This is a genomic window from Vibrio sp. EA2 (genome assembly GCF_033042495.1).
Classification (GTDB): Bacteria; Pseudomonadota; Gammaproteobacteria; order Enterobacterales; family Vibrionaceae; genus Vibrio.
Window position 1 is genome coordinate 284641 of record NZ_JAWLID010000002.1, and the last position, 19840, is coordinate 304480.

Consider the following 19840-nt stretch of genomic DNA (forward strand, 5'->3'; position numbering starts at 1 on the left):
AAGTGATTTTATATGAGTGATTGAGTTCATAACAGGGGAATCTGTTATTCATGCCTGAATCGCAAGGTTAATCTTTAATCGGTGAATAAAAAAGCAGCATATAACATGCGTGATGCGGCAATTGTGCGATAAATATACTTGTTGAGACTTTTAATTTTAGCGGGGAACTGGTTTACTGAGGGAATAGAGCGTCTAACAATAATTTTATAAGTGTATAACTTAATATAAACACACATTTTCGACGCCTATCTCTATGCAAACACAACACATTTAATTTTGGAGAAAAAACGTGGCTACAACTAATACAGCACCACGTGATACGTGGGGGTCTAAATTAGGCTTCGTTATGGCCGCAGCGGGTTCCGCTGTTGGCTTAGGTAATATATGGAAATTCCCTTACACGGCAGGAGAGGGTGGCGGTGGCGCATTTGTTGCTATTTACCTTATCTTTGTCATTTTTATTGGTTTTAGTGTGATGCTGACCGAATTCGCGGTTGGTCGTAAAACTGGCCGCTCTGCGGTTGGTGCATTTAAATCAACCGATCGCCGCTGGACGTTTACTGGTGTGATGGGCGTACTGAGTGGTTTGCTGATTATGGGTTTTTACCCTGTTGTTGGCGGCTGGGCTTTGGCGTACATCTTTAAAGTGGGCGGGGGCCTGTTGAGTACACCTGAAGCTATTGGTGACAGCTTCGGTGGATTCATTTCTGATCCTTTACAGCCTCTGATATGGATGGCGATTTACCTGTTCATGAATATTTTCATTGTTATGAAAGGTATTTCTGGCGGTATCGAGAAGGCGGGTAAGGTTCTGATGCCACTGCTATTCCTTATTTTGATTGTCGTATCAATAAAAGGTCTGATGCTACCGGGCGCAATGGCAGGGGTTGAGTTCTTGTTCATGCCAGACTTCTCCGAGGTTGACAGCAGTGTCGTACTTGCCGCACTTGGTCAGGCGTTCTTCTCACTAAGCTTGGGTATGGGTTGTATGATTACTTACGGTTCTTACCTGAAGAAGAAAGAAAACGTGGTACAAACCACAGGTATGATCACAGCTATGGATACTGGTGTAGCGATCCTTGCGGGTATTGCTATGTTCCCAGCGATGTTTGCTTTCGGTATCGAGCCAGCTGCAGGGCCAGGTTTGGTGTTCGTTGTTGTTCCACAACTGTTTGCTGAAATGGGTGGCCTCATCGGTTTCTTATTTGCGATCATGTTCTTTGTGGGTCTAACTGCGGCTGCATTAACCTCGTCAGTTTCACTACTTGAAGTTGTGGTTTCTTACCTTATTGATGAGCAAGGTATGAAGCGTCCAACCGCTGTGCTTTCAGCGAGCTCAGTAATGGCGATATTGTGTGTCTTCGCTTCTTTGTCACTGGGTGGAATGGGGCCAACACTATTTGGTACCGGTGCGTTTGATATCTTCGACCTACTGACTGACAAAATCTTTATGGCTGTTGGCGGTATGTTGCTGTGTATCTTTGCAGGTTGGCGACTTAATCGTGATGAGCTTGAAAGAGAGATCACCAATGACGGTAAAGTGGCTTTCCCATTATTCGGGCTTTGGTACAACCTAGTGAAATTCGTAATTCCAGTTGCGATTGCTATTGTTGCTTTCATGGGTATTAAGTCAGGATTTGACAGCGGCAAAGGTGAAATCATGGTACTTGGTATCGTGATTATCGGCCTGGCGGCGATCTTCTCGAAGAAGCTATAAACAGCAGCGTCTTATCTTTAAAACGGGAGCCCCAGTTGGCTCCCGTTTTTTATGCCAGTCATGTTGGCTTGTTGAATGAGATGTCATCCATTCAGAGAGGCAACAAAGCAAGCAAAACAATGATAACTGGAAAACATTGGGGCAGTTTACGCTCGCCTAATTAGTCAGAATCGGTATACTTCTCGCTCCAAACGCGGAGCCAGATTTTATGTTCGATATTCTATATACCCATCCAGACTTTCTGATCATCAATAAGCATCCCAATGTTTCTGTTCACAAAGACGATGGTGACACAATGCTGCTACAAGAAGTGGCCAAGCAGAGTGGCGATGAGCAGCTTTATCTCGTCCATCGACTGGATAAAATGACGTCGGGTATTTTGCTCCTCGGACGCAATGCCAAAGCGGCCAGCGTGTTATCTCAAGCCTTTGCTGATCGCCAGGTGGAAAAGTTTTATCTGGCAATTGGCGCTAAAAAACCGAAAAAGAAACAGGGTTTGGTCATTGGCGATATGGAACGCTCACGTCGTTCGTCATGGAAGCTGGTAAATAGCAAGCATAACCCAGCCATTACTCAATTTTTCTCCCTTGCCGCAGAGCCGGGAGAGCGTTTATTTTTGTGTAAGCCACACACGGGTAAAACGCATCAAATCCGCGTGGCGCTAAAATCGGTTGGCTCAGGCATTGTTGGTGACCCTATTTACAATGCAGGTAGCGAGGCGGATCGCGGTTATCTGCACGCCTTTTCGCTCTGTTTCCAATATCAAGATGAGCGATATCGCTTTGTTTGCGATCCGAGAGATTATGCAGTCCTTGGCAGCAAATGGCACAGTGAAATTGTCTCTCAAGGCCTGGATAGCTGGCTTTCTCCCTGGGAACTAAACTGGCCAACCATCAAATAAAAGTTTGAAAGATTAAAAAGAGAACTCGATGCAAGCATCACAACTTCCGCTGTTTTTTCAGCATCTAGAAACCGAGCTGGCACAAGCTCCGGATGAAATTCGTCGACTGTTTCACGGTCGTGGCCGTCGCTTTGAAGGTCTAGAGCAAATCACTTGTGACTGGTTACAAGGTCAGTTAATCATCAATTTGTTTAAACAAGTCGACGACGTGTTTCTCGCTGAACTGAAAAGTGGTCTCGATGCGTTAGCTGAATCAGAGCTTTGGGCGAATAAACAAGGTCGTACCATGGTGCTTCAGCATCGTTATGCCGATGGCGCACCTTCTGAAGTACTGATTGGTGAGTTAGATGCGCGTCCTGTCGTCGAAGAAAATGGTCTGAAATACCAGTTGGATATTGGCCGCAACCAAAACTTTGGTCTGTTTTTGGACATGCGTTATGGCCGCGATTGGGTACGCGAAAATGCCAAGCATAAAAACGTGCTTAACTTATTTGCCTACACTTGTGGCTTTTCTGTTGCCGCCGTTGAGGGTGGCGCAGATAAAGTCGTCAACGTAGACATGGCGAAAGCGTCGCTGGCTAAAGGGCGCGAGAACCATAAGCTGAATGGTCACAACACAAACCAAGTCAGCTTTATGGGCCATGATATCTTTAAGTCTTGGGGCAAAATTAAGAAATCTGGCCCGTACGATATGATCATTATCGATCCACCTTCATTCCAGAAAGGCAGCTTTGCACTGACTAAAGACTACAAAAAGATTCTGCGTCGATTGCCTGATTTGTTGGCAGAAGGCGGTCAAGTTATGGCGTGTGTGAACTCACCATCTGTGACCAGTGAGTTCTTGATAGAAAGCATGCAAGAGGAAGCGCCACAACTAACGTTTCGCGAGCGTCTGGATAACCCACCAGAGTTTACGGACGTGGACAGCGAAGCGGCACTGAAAGTGTTGCTGTTTAGCTAGAAGTAATCATCGAGACTTAAAAGCGCCGGTATCTGGCGCTTTTTTGTATTTGGAGAATTAACCAATTTGCACTTCAAGATCGTCTTCAATGGTTGATGAACAGGCGAGCACATAACCTTGTTCTATCTCTTCTGCTGTCAATGTTTCCTGGCTGGTGGAAGAGACGCTACCTTTACCAACCTTGCACTTACAAGATCCACAAATGCCGCTGCGACAAGCTACAATGAGCGGTAGACCTGCTTCTTCGAGAACATCGGCCAGTACCTGACCTTTTTGTGCATCTAGGTTGTGACCAAAGTCAGGGACGCAGACACTGACTGATTTATTGGACACACCATCAGGCTCATTGGTTACTGTTTCGTTGGCTGCTGGTGTAAAGCTCTCTTGATAGAAGTTCGCCATATCAAAACCAAGTTCTTTCAAATATGCGTGAACATCTTGCATGAACTGGTTTGGGCCACAAAGGTAAACCGTGCGCTGTTTGAGGTCTGGAACGAGCCCTTGTAACCAATCTGCATTCAAACGACCTTGTGGATGTGAAGTACCTTCGCGATTTTTCAGTAACAGCTTTAAATGAAAATTAGGATACACAGTATCGAACGTTTCTAGCTGATCATAGTAAATCGTTTCTGCAGGGCTGCGTGCAATATGTAGAAACTCGATATCCACGTTGATATCGTTTTCATTTTGATTGCTCAACCAGTGTTTAGCCATCGAAAACACAGGTGTAACACCGCAACCTGCACTGATGAGCAGCGCTTTTGTTTTTCCGTCCTGTACAACGGGTGGGTGGTCGATACAGTTAAACTCACCGGCTGGTGGCAGTGCCTGGACGGTATCGCCAAGTAGAAGTGAGTCGACTATGTAGTTAGAGACTTTACCGCCCGCTACGCGTTTGATGGTGAGCTGAAGGTGATCATCTTCAGTAACAGAGCTGATTGAATAGGCACGAAACTCCATTTTTCCATCAATTTCGACGCCCAGGTTAATAAACTGTCCGGGTTTAAATTGAAACAGAAGTGACTCAGTTAACTCGGCCAACTTAATGCTGACGGTATCGTGTGTTTCAAAGTACTTGTCGATACAACGGAGCGTGACGGGTTGGTTGCCTTGCCATTCAAAAAACATAACAATCTCTTTGGTTGTGGCTATTTGGTAAGCTAAATAGATAGAAGCGCCCCCAGTTAAGGAGGCGCGTAAAGCAACGCTATTAGGCTGCCAGGATAGTTTTTAGATCATCCTGTACATTGCCAATGCTACGCATATCGAACTTCTCTTGGATGATTTCGATTAGGTTTGGTGTTAGGAAAGCTGGTGCAGTAGGACCGGTGTAAATGCCTTTTACTCCTAATGCGAATAGCGTCAGCAAGATAACGATCGCTTTTTGTTCAAACCAGGAAAGCACAAGTGTCAGTGGCAGCTCATTGATGTCACAGTCAAACTCTTTCGCCAGTGCCAGTGCAAGTTGGATCGCTGAGTAAGCATCATTACATTGGCCAACATCCAATAGGCGAGGGATACCATTGATATCGCCAAAAGTATTTTTGTTAAAGCGGAACTTACCACACGCTAGTGTAAGGATTAGCGTATCTTCCGGCGCTTCTGCCGTGAAATCGGTGTAGTAGCTGCGTTCTGCTTTATCACCGTCACAACCACCGACAAGGAAGAAGTGTTTGATGTTACCTTGTTTTACTTGGTCGATAACCGCAGGAGCCGCGTTCATTAGTGCATTACGACCAAAGCCCACCGTGATGTGGTGTTCGATTTCATTATGTTGGAAACCGTCTTGTGCTTGGGCACATTCAATCACTTGGCTGAAGTCGTCACCTTCGATGTGAGCGACGCCAGGCCAGCCAACAATACTGCGTGTGAATAAGCGATCTGCATATTGACCGACATCTGGGTTCAGCAGGCAGTTAGAGGTCATTACGATAGCGCCAGGGAAGTTCGCGAATTCTTTCTGTTGGTTTTGCCAAGCACTGCCGTAGTTACCTACCAGATGAGGGTACTTTTTCAGTTCAGGGTAGCCGTGAGCGGGCAGCATTTCACCGTTGGTGTAAACGTTGATGTTTTTGCCTTCGGTCTGTTGCAGGATTTTTTCCAGGTCATGTAAGTCGTGACCTGACACCAGAATACATTTACCTTTGACTGGTTTAACGTTAACGGTGGTTGGCTCTGGGTGACCAAAGGTTGAGGTTTCACCTTGGTCGAGCATTTCCATGACTTTGTAGTTCATTAGGCCGATACTCATAGAGCAATCTAGCAGTGCGCCAAGATCTTCAGGATCGGTTCCTAACCACGCCATGATTTCATGGTATTCAGCATAGATGTCGTTGTTGGTTTGCTCAAGAACACGCGCATGCTCCATGTATGCAGCCGCGCCTTTTAGACCGTACAGGCAAAGCAGACGTAAGCCGATCACATCCTCGTGTACCTGGTCTTTACCGCGGTTAACGGCAACTTGAGGAGCAAGTGCCAGGATCGCTTCAGCACTGTTTGGCAGCTCAAAGTTTGCTACGGCAGGAGTATTAGCCACTTCAGTATCTGCCAAAGTTGCAGCTGACATCACTTGCTCTTTTAACAGTGCTTTGTACTCCGCGGCTTGAGACGTCAGTTCGAGGATACGTTCAGGGTCAAAGTTTACGTTAGTCAACGTAGAGAAGAAGGCTTTTGGAGCCCATTGGTTGATATCATCATGAATGATATTGAATTCAAGTGCTTTTGATGCCCAAAACGAAACCCCTTGCAGTGTATAAACCAGTACGTCTTGCAAATCCGATACTTCAGACGTTTTACCGCACATACCTTGTGCAAAAGAACAACCTTTAACAGCAGGGGTTTGAATTGTCTGTTCACATTGAATACAGAACATATTGGGTTCTCCAGTGATTGTTTTAATAGTCATGTCGTTGAACACTAGAGAGCAGAATGCGTGCCAGTTTTTATCTTATTGATTTATATTGATTTTGTTGTTTTTTGTAACGGCTGACGATGTAATTAATACAACAAGTGTGATGTTATTATTACATCACACTGCTGAGGTTGGTTAGTTATTGATCCCAAGCTTTTTCCCCATTCGATATAAGTTACCGCGATCCATTTGTAAAAACTGCGCCGCTTTTGCCCAAACTCCACCAGATTGGCTTAGAGCATGTTCAATCAAATCACGCTGATAGCCTTCTACTAACTCTCGCATGGGCTGACTCTCTTTAGGAAGATAATTTGATGTGCTTTTTACATCATCTAATATCAGTGAGGCGTCAAAGTGGTTCAGCATGATGGTGCTAGCACCTTGTTGAATGGCGTGCAGCGCTGCTCGCGTTAACGAGTGTTCAAGCTCACGCACGTTACCATGCCACGGCGACGATTCCAGTTGGGCCAAGACCTTAGGGTGGACATGCAGGTTTGGTGCGTTGAATTGTTGGCGTACTTTTTCCAGTAGGTAGCCCGCTAACACGGGGATGTCACCATCTCGCGAACGAAGCGGTGGTACCTGGATTGGGAAAACATTTAAACGGTGGAAAAGATCGGCTCGGAAGGTACCAGCTTCGACCTCTTTTTCTAGTTGTCTATTGGTCGCGGCGATGATGCGCACGTTGACCATCAAATGCTGGTCACTACCCACACGTTGCAGCTCGCCTTGTTGAATCACGCGCAGCAATTTTGCCTGCAAAATCAAAGGTAGTTCGCCCACCTCATCAAGGAAAATCGTTCCGCCGTCTGCCAGTTCAAACTTACCAGCGCGGTGGCTATTGGCTCCCGTAAATGCGCCTTTGACATGGCCAAACAGTTCACTCTCTGCCAGCCCTTCAGGAAGGGCTGCACAGTTTACGTAGATCATTGGCTTATCACTGCGGTGTGATTGTGCGTGTACGGAGTGTGCCACGAGCTCTTTACCCGTACCTGTTTCACCCGTTATTAGTACCGCGTAGTCGGATTGAGCTACGGTGGCGATGTTGTTACGTAGTTGGTTGATTTGCGGGCTTAAGCCAACCATTTCGCCTTTTTGTGAGCGTGCTTGTTGGATCAGTGTTTGGGTAACATTCTTCTGTTTTTGGTTCTGTGCTTTAAGTACCTTAAGCTGAGCGATATTACGCAGCGTTGCCGCAGCCAATGCAGCGAAGGTTTCGATAGTCACCGGGTCGAGATCGTCAAATGCGCCAACGGCAAGGGCGTCTATGGTCAGGGCACCGACCAGCTGTCCTTCGACATATAAGCTAAATCCCATACAGTCATGCACATCAATGCATTGATCCTCCGTCAGCAAAGTACCATCAAAGGGATCAGGCAGCGGGCAGTGAGCATCGAATCGAACCGGATCCCGACTTTGGATAATGGCGTCTAGTCGAGGGTGAGCCTTAGGGAAATAGCGCCGCCCGAGTACAGAGCTTGATAATCCTTTTACCGCAACGGGTGTGAGGAAGCCATCTTCATCGAAGATAAACAGACAGGTGGCATCACATGGGAAGACTTGCGCGACACCATCGATAAGGCTTTGATACTGTTGATCATGGGAGCGATTAGAGCTGAGATTTAATGCGATGTTAAGTAAAACGTGATCGACCGTAGGAGACATAGCGATTCCAAAGATATCTGAGTGAAGCTATGCTAACAACCTGATGTCATTTATACATCGAAAAAACTGGAAGTTTGATGTTCCATTGACGTCGATCAAATTTGGTTTCAAAACAAACGCGCAAGCATACGAGTTGCTTGCGTATGCTTGCGCGGATTATCAATTCTAATCAGAATTCCGGAGCCATGGCCGCCGATTAAATGTACGCAGGTTAGCGAGGTACGACCCGAGCTTCACTGCCATACATGTTAATTTGCACCGCCTGGCCTGGCTGGAACATCATATTTGGGTTCGCTTCTTGAACGATAGAGATGATTTTTCCATCCTCCATGCGAATGGTTAGGTTGACACCGTTTCGTTTCGCGGTTGCTTCGGCGGTTTTACTACCCGCATAACCACCTAACAGACCACCACCAATGGCTGCGATGTCAGAGCCCGAACCGCCACCGACTTTTGAACCTAATATACCACCGATGGCTGCGCCAGCGATTGTCCCGATGGCGTTGGATTGTGTAGAGGCATCAATGGTCACTGGTTCAACTTTTTCCACCGTTCCGTAGTAAACCTGCTGAACTTTACGCGTGTCTGCCGAGCCATATGCATCACCGTACGGGTTAGGAGAAGTACAGCCTCCCAGCGCGACGACGGAAATTGTGATCAGCATGCCTAGCTTGACGTATTTTTTCATATAACCTCCAAATGGTTTCTGTACCCAAAGAGTATATACCCCCATTTTAGACTGTGCTTAGATATTTTATAAAACAGCCACTTAACGGCACTTTGTCTCAAAAATTTTCAACACAACGGGCATTGCCAAACCGTGTTAATGCCCTTTAAGTGTATGGAAACCGGAATAGATACGGGTGAAGGTCGTAAACCAGCAGGCTGCACCAAATAAATAGGCAATCAAGGCAAAATGCTGAGGAAAAAGACAAAACGCGATAAACGCACCAATGGTTTCCGTGCCTTCCGTTAAGCCACTCATATAGTAAAGCGATTTGTGTTTATAAACCGGATTATCGATACCCTGTTTACTGGCCAGAATCGCAAAGGCTAGGAAGCTACTGCCTGTCCCGACAAACGAGAAAATTAAAAAGGCACCAGCAATGGCATTTTGTTCGGGATTGGCGAGCACAAAGCCGAAAGGAATCAGCGAATAAAACAGAAAATCTAAGCTGATATCGAGAAAGCCACCAGCGTCGGTAATCCCCTGAATTCTCGCTAGTGCACCATCGAGCCCATCACAGAAGCGATTGAGCACAATTAAAGCCAGAGCTAAATAATAGTGCTCAGTGATTAAAGCGGGTAGGGCGCAACAACCAAGGGCAAAACCAAACAGGGTGGTTTGATTTGCGGTGACGCCAAATTTATCAACCAATCGCGCACTCTGAGTCAGTGGCCACCTAATGATTTTGATACTGAAACGATCAAGCATTCTCAGTCTCCCATGGCCAGTTGATACAGCGACTTCCTTCGGGAATGTCGTCTTCGCCGTGAGTGACCATTATTGTCGGTATATTAGCTTGCTGAAGTTGCTCCACTACCCAGTGGCGAAATTGAACTCTTAGGTCTTTATCGAGCTTGCTAAAAGGCTCATCTAAAAGCGCTGCTTTAGGTTGTGCAAGCAACATACGTGTTAGTGCAATACGGGCTCGTTGCCCACCCGAAACCTGATCAGGGAAAGAGTTGGCAATTTTGAGCAAAGAGATATTCTTCAAGGCTTGCATCGCGCGCTCTTTTCTTGCGTTACCTTTGATAGAATTGGGTAGTGCGAAGGCTAGATTTTCCCATATTGTTAAGTGAGGGAACAACATATCGTCCTGAAACAGGATTCCTACTTTGCGCTTGTGCGCAGGAAGCGAATCAAGCGTTTCATCATTGAGTTTCATCGAGCCTGAATAATAGAACTCATTGGAGAGATGTCCGGCGATGGCATCTAGCAGAGTAGATTTACCGCAGCCGCTTGGTCCCATCAGGGTCACAATTTCGCCTTTCTCTACGGTGATATTAAATCCGGAGAAAAGCGAGTCACCATTGTTTTTACGGATGGCGAGGTTTTCGAGACAAAGACTCATGGTTAAGTAAACCTTTCATTGAAAGTCGGTGATATTTACCGTTTAAACGGTTAAGCAAAATAGCAAAAGAGAAGAACATTAATGGCAGCAACGCCTGGCAAATCGCGTAAATTGCCGTGACCCTCCGGTCGAAACCGCTGGAAAGCGCTACCGCTTCTGTTGTGATGGTACTGATTCGGCCCGCGCCTAGAACCAATGTCGGCAGATATTGAGCTAAGCTGACGCTGATACCTACAGCCCAGGCAAAAACAATGGCAGGCAGCAGGATTGGAAGTTTTATTTTAAGCCAGGTTTGTAGCGGTGTTTTGCCCAAGCTAAGGGCAACACGAGTTAAGCCGTTATTGAAGCTACGCCAGGGACCGTCCAGCGATAAGTAGACAAACGGAAACGCAAAGAAGACGTGTGCCCAGCAAACCCAGAAAAAGTAAGCGTTGCTGTTAAAGTACAAGGTAGCGACCTGTATGCCAAAAAGCACGGACAATTGTGGAATTAGCATCGGGATGGCGATAACGTAGTCCGGTACCTGCCAGCGATGTCGAAGCCTATACTCGTGGGCAATTAACGCCAAAATTAAAGCAATGGAAGCACTAATCACCGCGATGATGATGCTTTGTTCTATCGTGCCTAAAATACTATCCCATTCATATTGCCAAAAGCGAAGGGTGTAACGACTGGGTAAGAGATCCGGAAACTGCCAGCGCTGCGCAAAACTCCAAAGCACCATTAAGGGGACGATAACAAACGTAAGTAATGTGATCAGGGAGAACAGCGTTTTTCCAGGCAAACTGAGTCCTGATCGGCCGGAGTATTGCCAACGTTTAACGCCTTTGGTAATGACCCACTCAACAAGTCGTGTGAAGCCAATTAACCCAGTGGCAATGGCAAATAAAATCACGGCCCCAGAAGCTGCTCTTGGCAAAAGCGCCAAATCTGGGTCATTAAACCATTGCCAAACCAACACAGCAAAAGTCGGAGGATTGGTTGGGCCGATGATCAGAGCAATATCGACAACCGATAAGCTATAAGCAATCACCGCCAGCATGGGGAATCTTAGTTTTGCTAACCATTGTGGGAAAATGCATTTCCACCAGGTTTGTGCGGTACTGTACCCCATAGAGTGGCTAACTTTTTCAATCTTATCTACGTTCAGTTGTTGCAAAATAGGAATGCTCATCAGCAGCAGGAAAGGGGTCTCTTTTAGCGCCAGCATAATGATTAAGCCAAGCGCATGCGGATCTTTAATCAGCAACGCTAAATCATTCACTGTTTGGGCGTTTGGGTCAAAGCCAAAAAATTGAGTAGCAACACGGACCCCCATGCCTGTCGGAGCGAACAGAAAGGCAAAGCCGATAGCAAAAGCAACGTGGGGCATGGCTAATAAAGGCGAAAGGAAAACCTCTACTTTTCGCCAAAACTGACTATTCCAGGCCGATTGTAAAATGGCAAACGCGATCAAGCACGCCAAATAACTGCTTAAAATAGCAGAGTAGAGCGTGAGTCCGATAGAGGTCCATACTCCTTGCCAAGCAAATACGGCATCAAAGCCACTTAACGAGAACTGGGTCAGTCCGATAGGAGGTATGTAGCCGAGCGCAGAAACCACCACCCCAAGTAAGCCAGGGATGGTGGGGAAAATACAAACCGCGATAATAACTAAATACAGCGCTCTTAACATTTGTCTGTACTAACTTCCGTAACGTTTTAACCACGCTTGTTCTAGCGCGTTTTGCCAGCTTGGGTGTGGTTCACTGATCGATTTAAATTGTTGAGTATTCTTCGCTGACCCTGTCAAATACTCACTACTTAGCACGGAAGGATCACCCCAGATATTAATGTCGCCTTTACGAGACTGTGCCTCCGGGCTTAGTAAAAAGTTTATCGCAACTTGCGCACCAGCACTGGCATTTGCATTCCATGGGATGGCCAGAAAGTGGATATTGGATAGCGCACCAGCGTCCATGGCAAAAGCTTTCGTTGTCTCAGCAAGAGTGCCGCTCGCTTGTGCAGAAAAAACGGCATTTGGGTTGAACGTAATGGCTAAATCAATCTGACCATCGTCAAGTAACTGCAGCGTTTCTGCCGTGCCAGCAGGGAACTGATTACCACCTCGCCAGGCTACCTTGTGGAACTTATCTAAGTATTGCCATAACGGCTGCGTGATTTGTTCAAATGACTCGGCGCTGACTGGCTGTTGTAATGCTGGATCATTATCAGTCAGTTCGATCAGCATTGCTTTGAGGAAGCTCGTACCGTGGAATTCGGGTGGACGTGGGTAGGTCAGACGATTAGGAAATGCTTTGGCATAACTGAGCATCTCTGCAAAAGAGTGAGGAGGGTTATTCAACTTTTCCGTATCGTGGATGAAGACTAACTGACCCACACCCCACGGTGCTTCTAGTCCGTCGGTTGGCTCAGAGAAGTCCACCTCGACAGGTAACGTTTTGTCTACGTATTGCCAGTTTGGCAATGTATCAACAAACGGACCAAACAGAAGCTGGTTGTCTTTCATCGATTTGAAGTTTTCACCGTTGATCCAAACCATATCGACGCTGCCGCCAGTGTTTTTTCCAGCCGCTTTTTCAGCGATCAATCGAGTCGTGGTTTCAGAAATATCGGTGACTTTGACATGATTGAGCGTCACGTTATAGCGCGACTTCAGTTCTTTTCCTGCCCATTGGATATAGCGGTTGATCTCTTGGCTGCCTCCCCAGGCATGAAAGTAGACGGATTGTCCATTAGCTTGTTTTTCGATGGTTTGCCAATCTTCAGCAAACGCACTGGTAGCGAAAGTTGTGGCTAAAATGCCGATGGTGCTCAGTAGCTTCTTCATACATTATCCGCTTTTGGTTAATTTATTCTGACTTCGACGAGTTCGATAAGGCTTATAAAATTCAATCTCTTACATGGATAGTAAGCTATCTATTATTATTATCAACGTGAATACCCGCGGGGTTAACGCATTGAGTTATAGAATTACCATCAATGTGATGTCAATTAGAGAAAATAGAAGGTCAGTACCTTTCAAGAATAAGAGAGACCGAGCGAAGGGATAAATTCTTTCAAATGAATGTATTAATGCGGAATATAGATTGAGGCTAAAGAATGAAACAAGCTCTTTTTAAGTGGTTGAAAGCAAAAAAGCAGCCCGACGTAGGCTGCCTTCTTCATATCACTTTACTTGCTGTATTGGATTAGTTCATCCAGTCACGCAGTGTAAATGTCAATTCGTGTTCAGAGTTTTTAAGAACCAGACCATCTTTCGTTAGTGTGATGTCACTCCAATCGGAGAGTGTTGCTGACATCGCTTGTTCGACATTCATGATATCGCCAACACACATCTTCATGGTCATGCCCATTTTTTCGATGCGCAGTTGGTTGTCTTTTAGTTCAGCCTGGCCGAAGAAGTTATTACAGCCAGCAATGCCGTTAGCTGTTAGGTTTTCACCAATTTCCAGGCGAGGTGCTTTTTGACGTTCGGTAAGTTCGATGTCTTTACCATCGATCTGAACCAGCTCCCAATTGTGGTGCTGTAAGTCTTGAGCCGTTATTTCTTTCACATTATCACCGTTGCTTGCACATGCCGTCATCAGAACAGGAAGGGAAATTGCAGCAACTAACGTTTTTAGACTAAGCTTCATTTAATAGACTCCGTTATAAAAAACGAGAAGAAGTGTAGTTAATAAAACACTGTTTTTTGTCAGCATACGGTAATAGTTTCGTATGACTCTGACATAACGCAGTTTACCTGCGGGTAACAGCAATGTATTGTCGTATTTGAGTCGTTTTTGATATTCACAACGAAAGAACGGTTTTAGCATGGAGCAATTGGAGTTTTTTACCGTCCCCAGCCCTTGTGTCGGTATTTGTAGTGCTGATGAAAAAGGTTACTGCAAAGGGTGTATGCGCAATAGAGATGAACGATTTAATTGGCAGAAGTACACACCTGCCCAGCAGCTTTATGTGATTAAGCTATGTCGTCAGCGGTACAGAAGAAAGATGTTAGCCGGTAAAGGTAAGGCTGAGCAGCCTGCAGAAGACGTGTCACCGCAACAAGATTTGTTTTAAAAAGCTCTATTTGTTTTAACAAGAACCGCTTTGAAAGCTTGGTTTTAAAGCGTTTATTCCCGGCCCGCGTTAACATCTTGTGAGCCGGGAAGATCCTATCCAGTCTTCACCGCAGTCTGGCGCTATTTCATTTTCATGGACCAAGTATCGCTAACCCAACCTCCTGCTTGTTCGTCGAAGTGATTACCTGCAAATCGATGGTTGAGCTCAACATCTAATTTACTTGTCGGATTTTCATCCATCATTCTATGAATGTATTTAGCCATAGGATCCGTACAGGCTTCTCGCTCTCTACGGGTGACCACTTCTTTAATCATTTGAAGTCGGTAGCTATTGCTGGCTCGTTTCATTTTTGACCTCCAGAACTCGATGGCAGCATTTGACACACATTGGCGTCCAGAATCGCTGCTCATTGGTGTACGCGTTGAGGCGAGTCACCTTAGTTTGAAGTCCAAAGACAAATTGTTTGAGAGCAGTGTTTGCAACGCCATTCGCATCTTTCTTACACTCGCTCTCACTCCCGGTAAATTTGTCCGGAAAAGTTAATTAACGAGCCTATATATTCGAAAGACCTTATCAAACATAGAAGCCCAACACAGGGGCGTCAACAATACAAATGAACATTTTTTGAACAGTTTGTGAAGGTGGAGAATTATCAGCAATTTATGGAAAAGAAAATAACCGGAGCTGGGAGGCTCCGGTTATTTGAGCAAGAAACGGAGGTACGAAAATACCCTTCATTTATCTATGGTTTATTATAAAATCAAGAGATTAGCCACTTGTTGCTGGGCAACCTGTTACGCTTTGGCTGTTGCTGAAGTATTGGATGTTGTCCAAGTTCTTTTCATAGTTATCCGCTGAAATTTGCGGGTTATTAACAAAGAACTCTCGTAATACAGCAGCATCGGTCATTTGGGTCGATTCAACCTCAATAACTGGGTAGTCGTCACCACCAGCGGCACTAAAGCTGATTACTGAGAAGGTATAAGTTGCGTCCAAGTCAAAACCTTTACCATTAATGTCAGTGACTGATACAGAACCTGCGTCACAATCGACATCCAGTGTAATGTTATCCAGCTGCGCGTAAGCCCCAGAGCCTGCAGATTTTGTCGCAACAACATCTAAGTAATCTTGTACTTCTTGACCTGTCATTGTCGCTTTAGTAACGAAGTTACCAAATGGTTGTACAGTCAGGACGTCGCGGTAAGTAATATCACCCGCCTGAATCGAGTCACGCACACCACCAGAGTTCATTACGCCAAAGTCGGCATTCACCAGGTTGTATGTGCGGTACGCTTCGCCCAGAAGGTGACCTAAGTTAGTTTGCTGAGAGCGTACAACGCTGCGGTCGCCTTCCAGTTTTCCGTCGGTGCTAGAGACAACAACATCAAGTAGCTCTTGTCCTTGCTCTTGGTAGGTACGCAGCGTTTCTTGGACAGTCGCGTCTGGTTGGAAATATTCACCAATCACTTCGTCGTTTTCATCGAGTAGGTTTACTGGAATCAATGCGTAGTTGGCGAGGTGCAGTTTGCCGTCGAAGTATTCAAAATCAGCGCGACCTACATATTTACCCCACTCATGCGCTTGCATGATGTAAGTGCCATTCTGTTGGTCTGGCGTACAGTCATCGCCCGGATTGAAATCCGCATACTCGTTGGTGCCTGGTTCCATACAAACAGGGTTTTGCGAGTGACCACCGATGATCGCATCTAACTGACCTTCTTCAAGAGAGCGAGCCAGCAGTACATCGCCAGGTGCTTCACTGCCATGGTTGCCATCGTGATAGTGGCCCATGTGGGTCGTGGCGAAAACAAGATCAACATTTTCGTTGTCTTCTATTTCTTGAAGAACTTTCTTAATTTCGTCTTGAGGATCTGCGAAGTGGATGTCCGCCACGTTGTCTGGGTTAACCAGCTTTGCCGTATCTTTTGTCGTAAGACCAACAACCGCCACATTTAGGCCGTTGATCGTGAACACTTTGTAAGGTGCAAAGTAACGCTCATCAGTCACATTGCCATCAGTATCTTTCTTATAGATGTTGGCTGCCAGCATAGGGAAGTCTGCCAGCTCAGTCTGCATGTCCAGGATATCGAGTGCGTTATCAAATTCGTGGTTACCGACTGCCATTGCGTCATAGCCGATAAGGTTCATGCCGATAAAATCGGGCTTCGCATTTTGCATGTCTGACTCTGGTACACCGGTGTTAATATCACCACCAGACAGGAGAATGGATTCACCACCGTTTGCTTCCACTTCTGCACGAATAGTTTGGATTAAAGTGTGGCGTGCAGCCATGCCGTATTCGCCATCATCGTTATGCCAAAAACGACCATGGTTGTCATTCGTATGCAGAACGGTGAATTTTGTACAGGAATCAGCGGTTTCACAAGTGATGGAAATACTGTCGCTGTCTGAACCACATCCTGCTAAAACCGCGCCGACTGAGAGTACTAAGAGAGATTTGGAGAATTGCATAAGGGGAACCTTTGTTTGTGATTTTGTTATTGTTACGGCGTGCAATATACGGAATTAATGTGAAAGTTTAGTGATCAGGGTCTTATTTATACTTGTATCAAATCAGTGAGTTAGTCAGCCTGCAAGCGTCGTCTACAAATAAACAGGAACGGTTTTTAGGGTTAAATTTGTGTTTTATTTAGGTTGTTTTTGTGAGGAGGTTAATAGAAGTGCACTTTATTTGTGTGGGATTAAGTGCATATTTTGAGATGTAGAACAGGTAAGCGTGAAATTTTGTATTTTTCTTTAACTTTCTCAATCAAGAAACAGACAGTTAGTACGATTTATGCGGGGCAAGGTAGCGGTTGATTATTAAGAGGCTGAGCATGGGCCTAAAATAGTAAAACCCCGGAGGTGGTAAGTCTCCGGGGTTTTGAAATTTTTTAGATGTCTCGGTTGGTAAGTCCGATTATCTTTTTATGCAAAAGGTTTGGATTTAATCCGAGTAATTCCTTGGTAGGGAATTAGATACGGATGAAGTCCATGTGTTCAACTTTTGGCTTGAACGCGTGACGTTGAACGTCTTGTGGCTTAACTTTAACTTCTTTGCCATCGATAACTAGAACTAGACCTTCGTAGAACTCAGGCTTGTCCATTTGGTTAACAACGTCGTCGTGGTTAAGAACGATAGCTACTGCTGCTTCTTCACCGCCGTATACAACTGCAGGGAATTTGCCAGCGTGACGTAGGCGGCGGCTCGCACCTTTACCTAGTTCAGTACGTACTACTGCTTCGAATTTCATAGTATTTACTCTCAAATTAGTAAAATAAATTTTTCACAATCAACAATGCGACCTTGTTGTTTGTGGTAAGGCTTGAAACAGGAACTGTTCAAGCGAGCGCGGATACTATCATTCCACTCGAAGTTCAGCAACCCAAATTGTATCTAAATCAACAAAAACAAGTGAATAAAAGCGCTCTGAGAGGGGCGCTGTAACTATGTCGCTCAAAAAACGTGCCGCTTGCTTTTATTTTCACCGTTTTGCCGAGTTTACTCCGTGCGAAATAAGCTGGCTATTAATACGTTTATGTGCGACTTCTCTGCAAGATAAGTGTCGCTTTCAGGCCACCCATTTTACTCCCTTCGAGCGCCAGCTTTCCACGATAGCTATGTGCCATTTCACTCACTATATTTAACCCCAATCCCGACCCTGGGGTTTCTTCGTCCAGGCGAAACCCTCTTTGAATAACCTGATTTAATTGCGCTTTAGGGATTCCTGGGCCGTCGTCCTCGATGATCAGACGGATATTGTCTTTATCTTGCGTGGAGTAGACACGGATCATACGGTTTGCCCACTTGTAGCTGTTCTCAAGTAGGTTGCCTAACATCTCGTCAAGATCACTTTTTTCTACTGCAACGTTTAATTCAGAGTCGAGCTCATTGACCAAAGTGATGTCACGTTGGGCGTAAACTTTATCAAAGGCCATCGCAATGGCATCGACTCGCTGTGCTGGATTGGCTTTGACGGAGAGGATATTCATCGAACCCGCCATTCTTGCTCGCCCTAAGTGGTAATCAATGTGTGATTGAATTTGATTCAGAGGTTCATCCAACCGGGACTGGACGGTTGGAGCCAGAGTACGGACTTCGTTTTTCAGCACAGATAGCGGTGTCTTGAGCGCATGAGATAAGTTCCCAGCGTGGTTTCGTGCTCGTTCTAGAAGCTCCTGATAGTGAAACAGTAGCGCGTTAAGATCGTCGATTAAGGGCGAAATCTCTTTAGGGTAGGTTTCTTCCAGGCTGGTTTTGTTTCCTGACTTAAGCTCGGCGAGCTCTTTCTGTAATTTAGTCAGAGGGCTTAAAGACCATGCTATCTGCACCAAAATAACGGTAAGCACACCAGCAAATAACAAGCCTAAAATTAGCCACAATTGTCCGATTAAGGTCTGAAGTGTATTTTTGATGGGGGCTTCATCAATGCCGACAACCACATGAATGGGGCCGTTATAATCCGGCAAATACAGTACCTTTTCCAACGTAATCAGCTTCTCATCGCGCGCACCGTATGCATTTTGATCGAGCTCTTTATATTCAATTCTTTTGTCCCATAAGGAGCGAGAACGTTCGAGGTGAGTTTTGGTCGAAGCGCTCCAGTACAAACCACTATAAGGTCTGCTAAATCGCGGGTCAGAAAGTTGTGCCGCGAGAGATAAGTGACCAGTTTTGTCGATTTCTAACTGCGCGGCGATCTCGTCCATAAAAACGCTCAGCTGGGAGCGAGTGTCGTCCACCATGTAGTTATAAACCTGAGTTGGGATGGTGACACCAGCAGCAAGAATCATTGCGGTTAACCAAACAACGGCCGCCAACACCAGTCGGCTCTTGATACTAAGCCGTTTTAACGGATATAGCGGCAGTCGATATTTATTTGGCATTCAATTGGTACCCTAAGCCTCGGACGGTTTTGATGATTTTAGGTGCAATTTTCTTACGGATACGGCCAATAAAGACCTCAATGGTGTTTGAGTCTCGGTCAAAGTCTTGTTTGTAAATGTGTTCGACCAGCTCTGTTCTTGAAATCACTTTGTCTGGATTATGCACAAAGTAGGCAACCACTTTATATTCAAGGGCTGTTAAGCTCACAGGCTCGCCTTTCCACATCACTTTAGATGTTCGGGTATCCAGGCTTAGGTCGCCAACTTGCATGACAGGGGAAGCATTGCCTGAGGCTCGGCGAAGCTGGGCACGAATACGGGCGATTAACTCAACCATCTCAAAGGGCTTGGTGAGATAATCATCGGCACCGGCATTAAGGCCTTCTACACGTTCAGTCAGTGCGTCTCGGGCACTAAGAATAACGACAGGTGTGTTAATGTTTTCATCTCGGATGCCTTTCAATACTGATAAGCCATCCATCTTAGGCAGGCCGAGATCTAAAACGATGGCATCCCACTCTTCTGTTGTCGCACGATATAGCGCGTCAATCCCATCTTGAGAGAGTTCAGGTACCCAGCCAGTGTTTTCCAACGTCTCGATAATTTGCTCACCAATGCGAGGATCATCTTCGACAACAAGTATTTTCATAGTGGC

General features: G+C 45.7%; 18 protein-coding genes. 4 read left to right on the forward strand and 14 right to left on the reverse strand.

The features are described 5' to 3' along the window. The first annotated feature begins 346 nt into the window (after positions 1-346). The 3 genes from RXX31_RS05635 (at position 347) to RXX31_RS05645 (ending at position 3579) form a co-directional block, all read left to right on the forward strand. On the forward strand, positions 347-1717 hold the full coding sequence (locus tag RXX31_RS05635) for a sodium-dependent transporter (protein ID WP_317588597.1): 1371 nt from the start codon (positions 347-349) through the stop codon (positions 1715-1717). Positions 1718-1925: 208 nt separating this feature from the next. Further along, the gene (locus RXX31_RS05640) at positions 1926-2618 is read left to right on the forward strand and encodes a TIGR01621 family pseudouridine synthase (RefSeq protein ID WP_317588117.1); all 693 of its coding nucleotides are present in this window, start codon (positions 1926-1928) and stop codon (positions 2616-2618) included. Between the two features lie 28 nt (positions 2619-2646). Beyond that, entirely contained in the window at positions 2647-3579 is a 933-nt protein-coding gene (locus RXX31_RS05645; RefSeq protein WP_317588118.1) for a class I SAM-dependent methyltransferase, read from the forward strand. Between the two features lie 57 nt (positions 3580-3636). Here the strand turns inward: RXX31_RS05645 and RXX31_RS05650 are convergent, their stop codons facing one another. The 9 genes from RXX31_RS05650 to RXX31_RS05690 all read right to left on the reverse strand — a co-directional run bounded on the left by RXX31_RS05650 (position 3637) and on the right by RXX31_RS05690 (position 13868). Then, on the reverse strand, positions 3637-4707 hold the full coding sequence (locus tag RXX31_RS05650) for a hybrid-cluster NAD(P)-dependent oxidoreductase (RefSeq protein ID WP_317588119.1): 1071 nt from the start codon (positions 4705-4707) through the stop codon (positions 3637-3639). A gap of 82 nt (positions 4708-4789) precedes the next feature. Beyond that, positions 4790-6451, reverse strand: coding sequence for a hydroxylamine reductase (gene hcp, locus RXX31_RS05655; protein WP_317588120.1), 1662 nt, complete (start codon positions 6449-6451; stop codon positions 4790-4792). 174 nt (positions 6452-6625) lie between these two features. Then, on the reverse strand, positions 6626-8155 hold the full coding sequence (gene norR, locus RXX31_RS05660; protein ID WP_317588121.1) for a nitric oxide reductase transcriptional regulator NorR: 1530 nt from the start codon (positions 8153-8155) through the stop codon (positions 6626-6628). Positions 8156-8366: 211 nt separating this feature from the next. Beyond that, the gene (locus RXX31_RS05665; RefSeq protein ID WP_317588122.1) at positions 8367-8843 is read right to left on the reverse strand and encodes a glycine zipper 2TM domain-containing protein; all 477 of its coding nucleotides are present in this window, start codon (positions 8841-8843) and stop codon (positions 8367-8369) included. 135 nt (positions 8844-8978) lie between these two features. After that, positions 8979-9590 (reverse strand): CDP-alcohol phosphatidyltransferase family protein, encoded by a 612-nt coding sequence (locus tag RXX31_RS05670; protein ID WP_317588123.1) that lies wholly within the window; start codon positions 9588-9590, stop codon positions 8979-8981. After that, positions 9583-10230: an ATP-binding cassette domain-containing protein gene (locus RXX31_RS05675; RefSeq protein ID WP_317588124.1), complete on the reverse strand. Its 648-nt coding sequence runs from the start codon at positions 10228-10230 to the stop codon at positions 9583-9585. The genes RXX31_RS05670 and RXX31_RS05675 overlap by 8 nt, the downstream gene beginning before the upstream one ends. Then, positions 10196-11905: a thiamine ABC transporter permease gene (locus RXX31_RS05680; protein ID WP_317588125.1), complete on the reverse strand. Its 1710-nt coding sequence runs from the start codon at positions 11903-11905 to the stop codon at positions 10196-10198. The genes RXX31_RS05675 and RXX31_RS05680 overlap by 35 nt, the downstream gene beginning before the upstream one ends. Positions 11906-11914: 9 nt before the next feature. Further along, positions 11915-13060, reverse strand: coding sequence for an ABC transporter substrate-binding protein (locus tag RXX31_RS05685; protein WP_317588126.1), 1146 nt, complete (start codon positions 13058-13060; stop codon positions 11915-11917). Positions 13061-13421: 361 nt separating this feature from the next. Next, the gene (locus RXX31_RS05690) at positions 13422-13868 is read right to left on the reverse strand and encodes an META domain-containing protein (RefSeq protein WP_317588127.1); all 447 of its coding nucleotides are present in this window, start codon (positions 13866-13868) and stop codon (positions 13422-13424) included. 178 nt (positions 13869-14046) lie between these two features. On the opposite strand from RXX31_RS05690, the gene RXX31_RS05695 reads away from it, so the two are divergent. Continuing rightward, a complete protein-coding gene (locus RXX31_RS05695) occupies positions 14047-14295 on the forward strand; it encodes a DUF1289 domain-containing protein (protein WP_317588128.1) in 249 nt (82 codons plus the stop codon). Positions 14296-14417: 122 nt separating this feature from the next. Here the strand turns inward: RXX31_RS05695 and RXX31_RS05700 are convergent, their stop codons facing one another. The 5 genes from RXX31_RS05700 to RXX31_RS05720 all read right to left on the reverse strand — a co-directional run bounded on the left by RXX31_RS05700 (position 14418) and on the right by RXX31_RS05720 (position 19834). Beyond that, complete coding sequence (locus RXX31_RS05700) at positions 14418-14645, reverse strand: hypothetical protein (protein WP_317588129.1); 228 nt, start codon at positions 14643-14645, stop codon at positions 14418-14420. 421 nt (positions 14646-15066) lie between these two features. After that, positions 15067-16770, reverse strand: coding sequence for a bifunctional UDP-sugar hydrolase/5'-nucleotidase UshA (gene ushA, locus RXX31_RS05705; protein ID WP_317588130.1), 1704 nt, complete (start codon positions 16768-16770; stop codon positions 15067-15069). A gap of 503 nt (positions 16771-17273) precedes the next feature. Then, positions 17274-17552 (reverse strand): 50S ribosomal protein L25, encoded by a 279-nt coding sequence (gene rplY, locus RXX31_RS05710; protein WP_098415395.1) that lies wholly within the window; start codon positions 17550-17552, stop codon positions 17274-17276. Between the two features lie 283 nt (positions 17553-17835). Then, positions 17836-19185 carry an ATP-binding protein gene (locus RXX31_RS05715; protein ID WP_317588131.1) on the reverse strand — a complete coding sequence of 450 codons (1350 nt, stop codon included), beginning with the start codon at positions 19183-19185 and terminating at the stop codon, positions 17836-17838. Further along, positions 19175-19834 (reverse strand): response regulator transcription factor, encoded by a 660-nt coding sequence (locus RXX31_RS05720; RefSeq protein WP_317588132.1) that lies wholly within the window; start codon positions 19832-19834, stop codon positions 19175-19177. The genes RXX31_RS05715 and RXX31_RS05720 overlap by 11 nt, the downstream gene beginning before the upstream one ends. Positions 19835-19840: the final 6 nt, after the last annotated feature.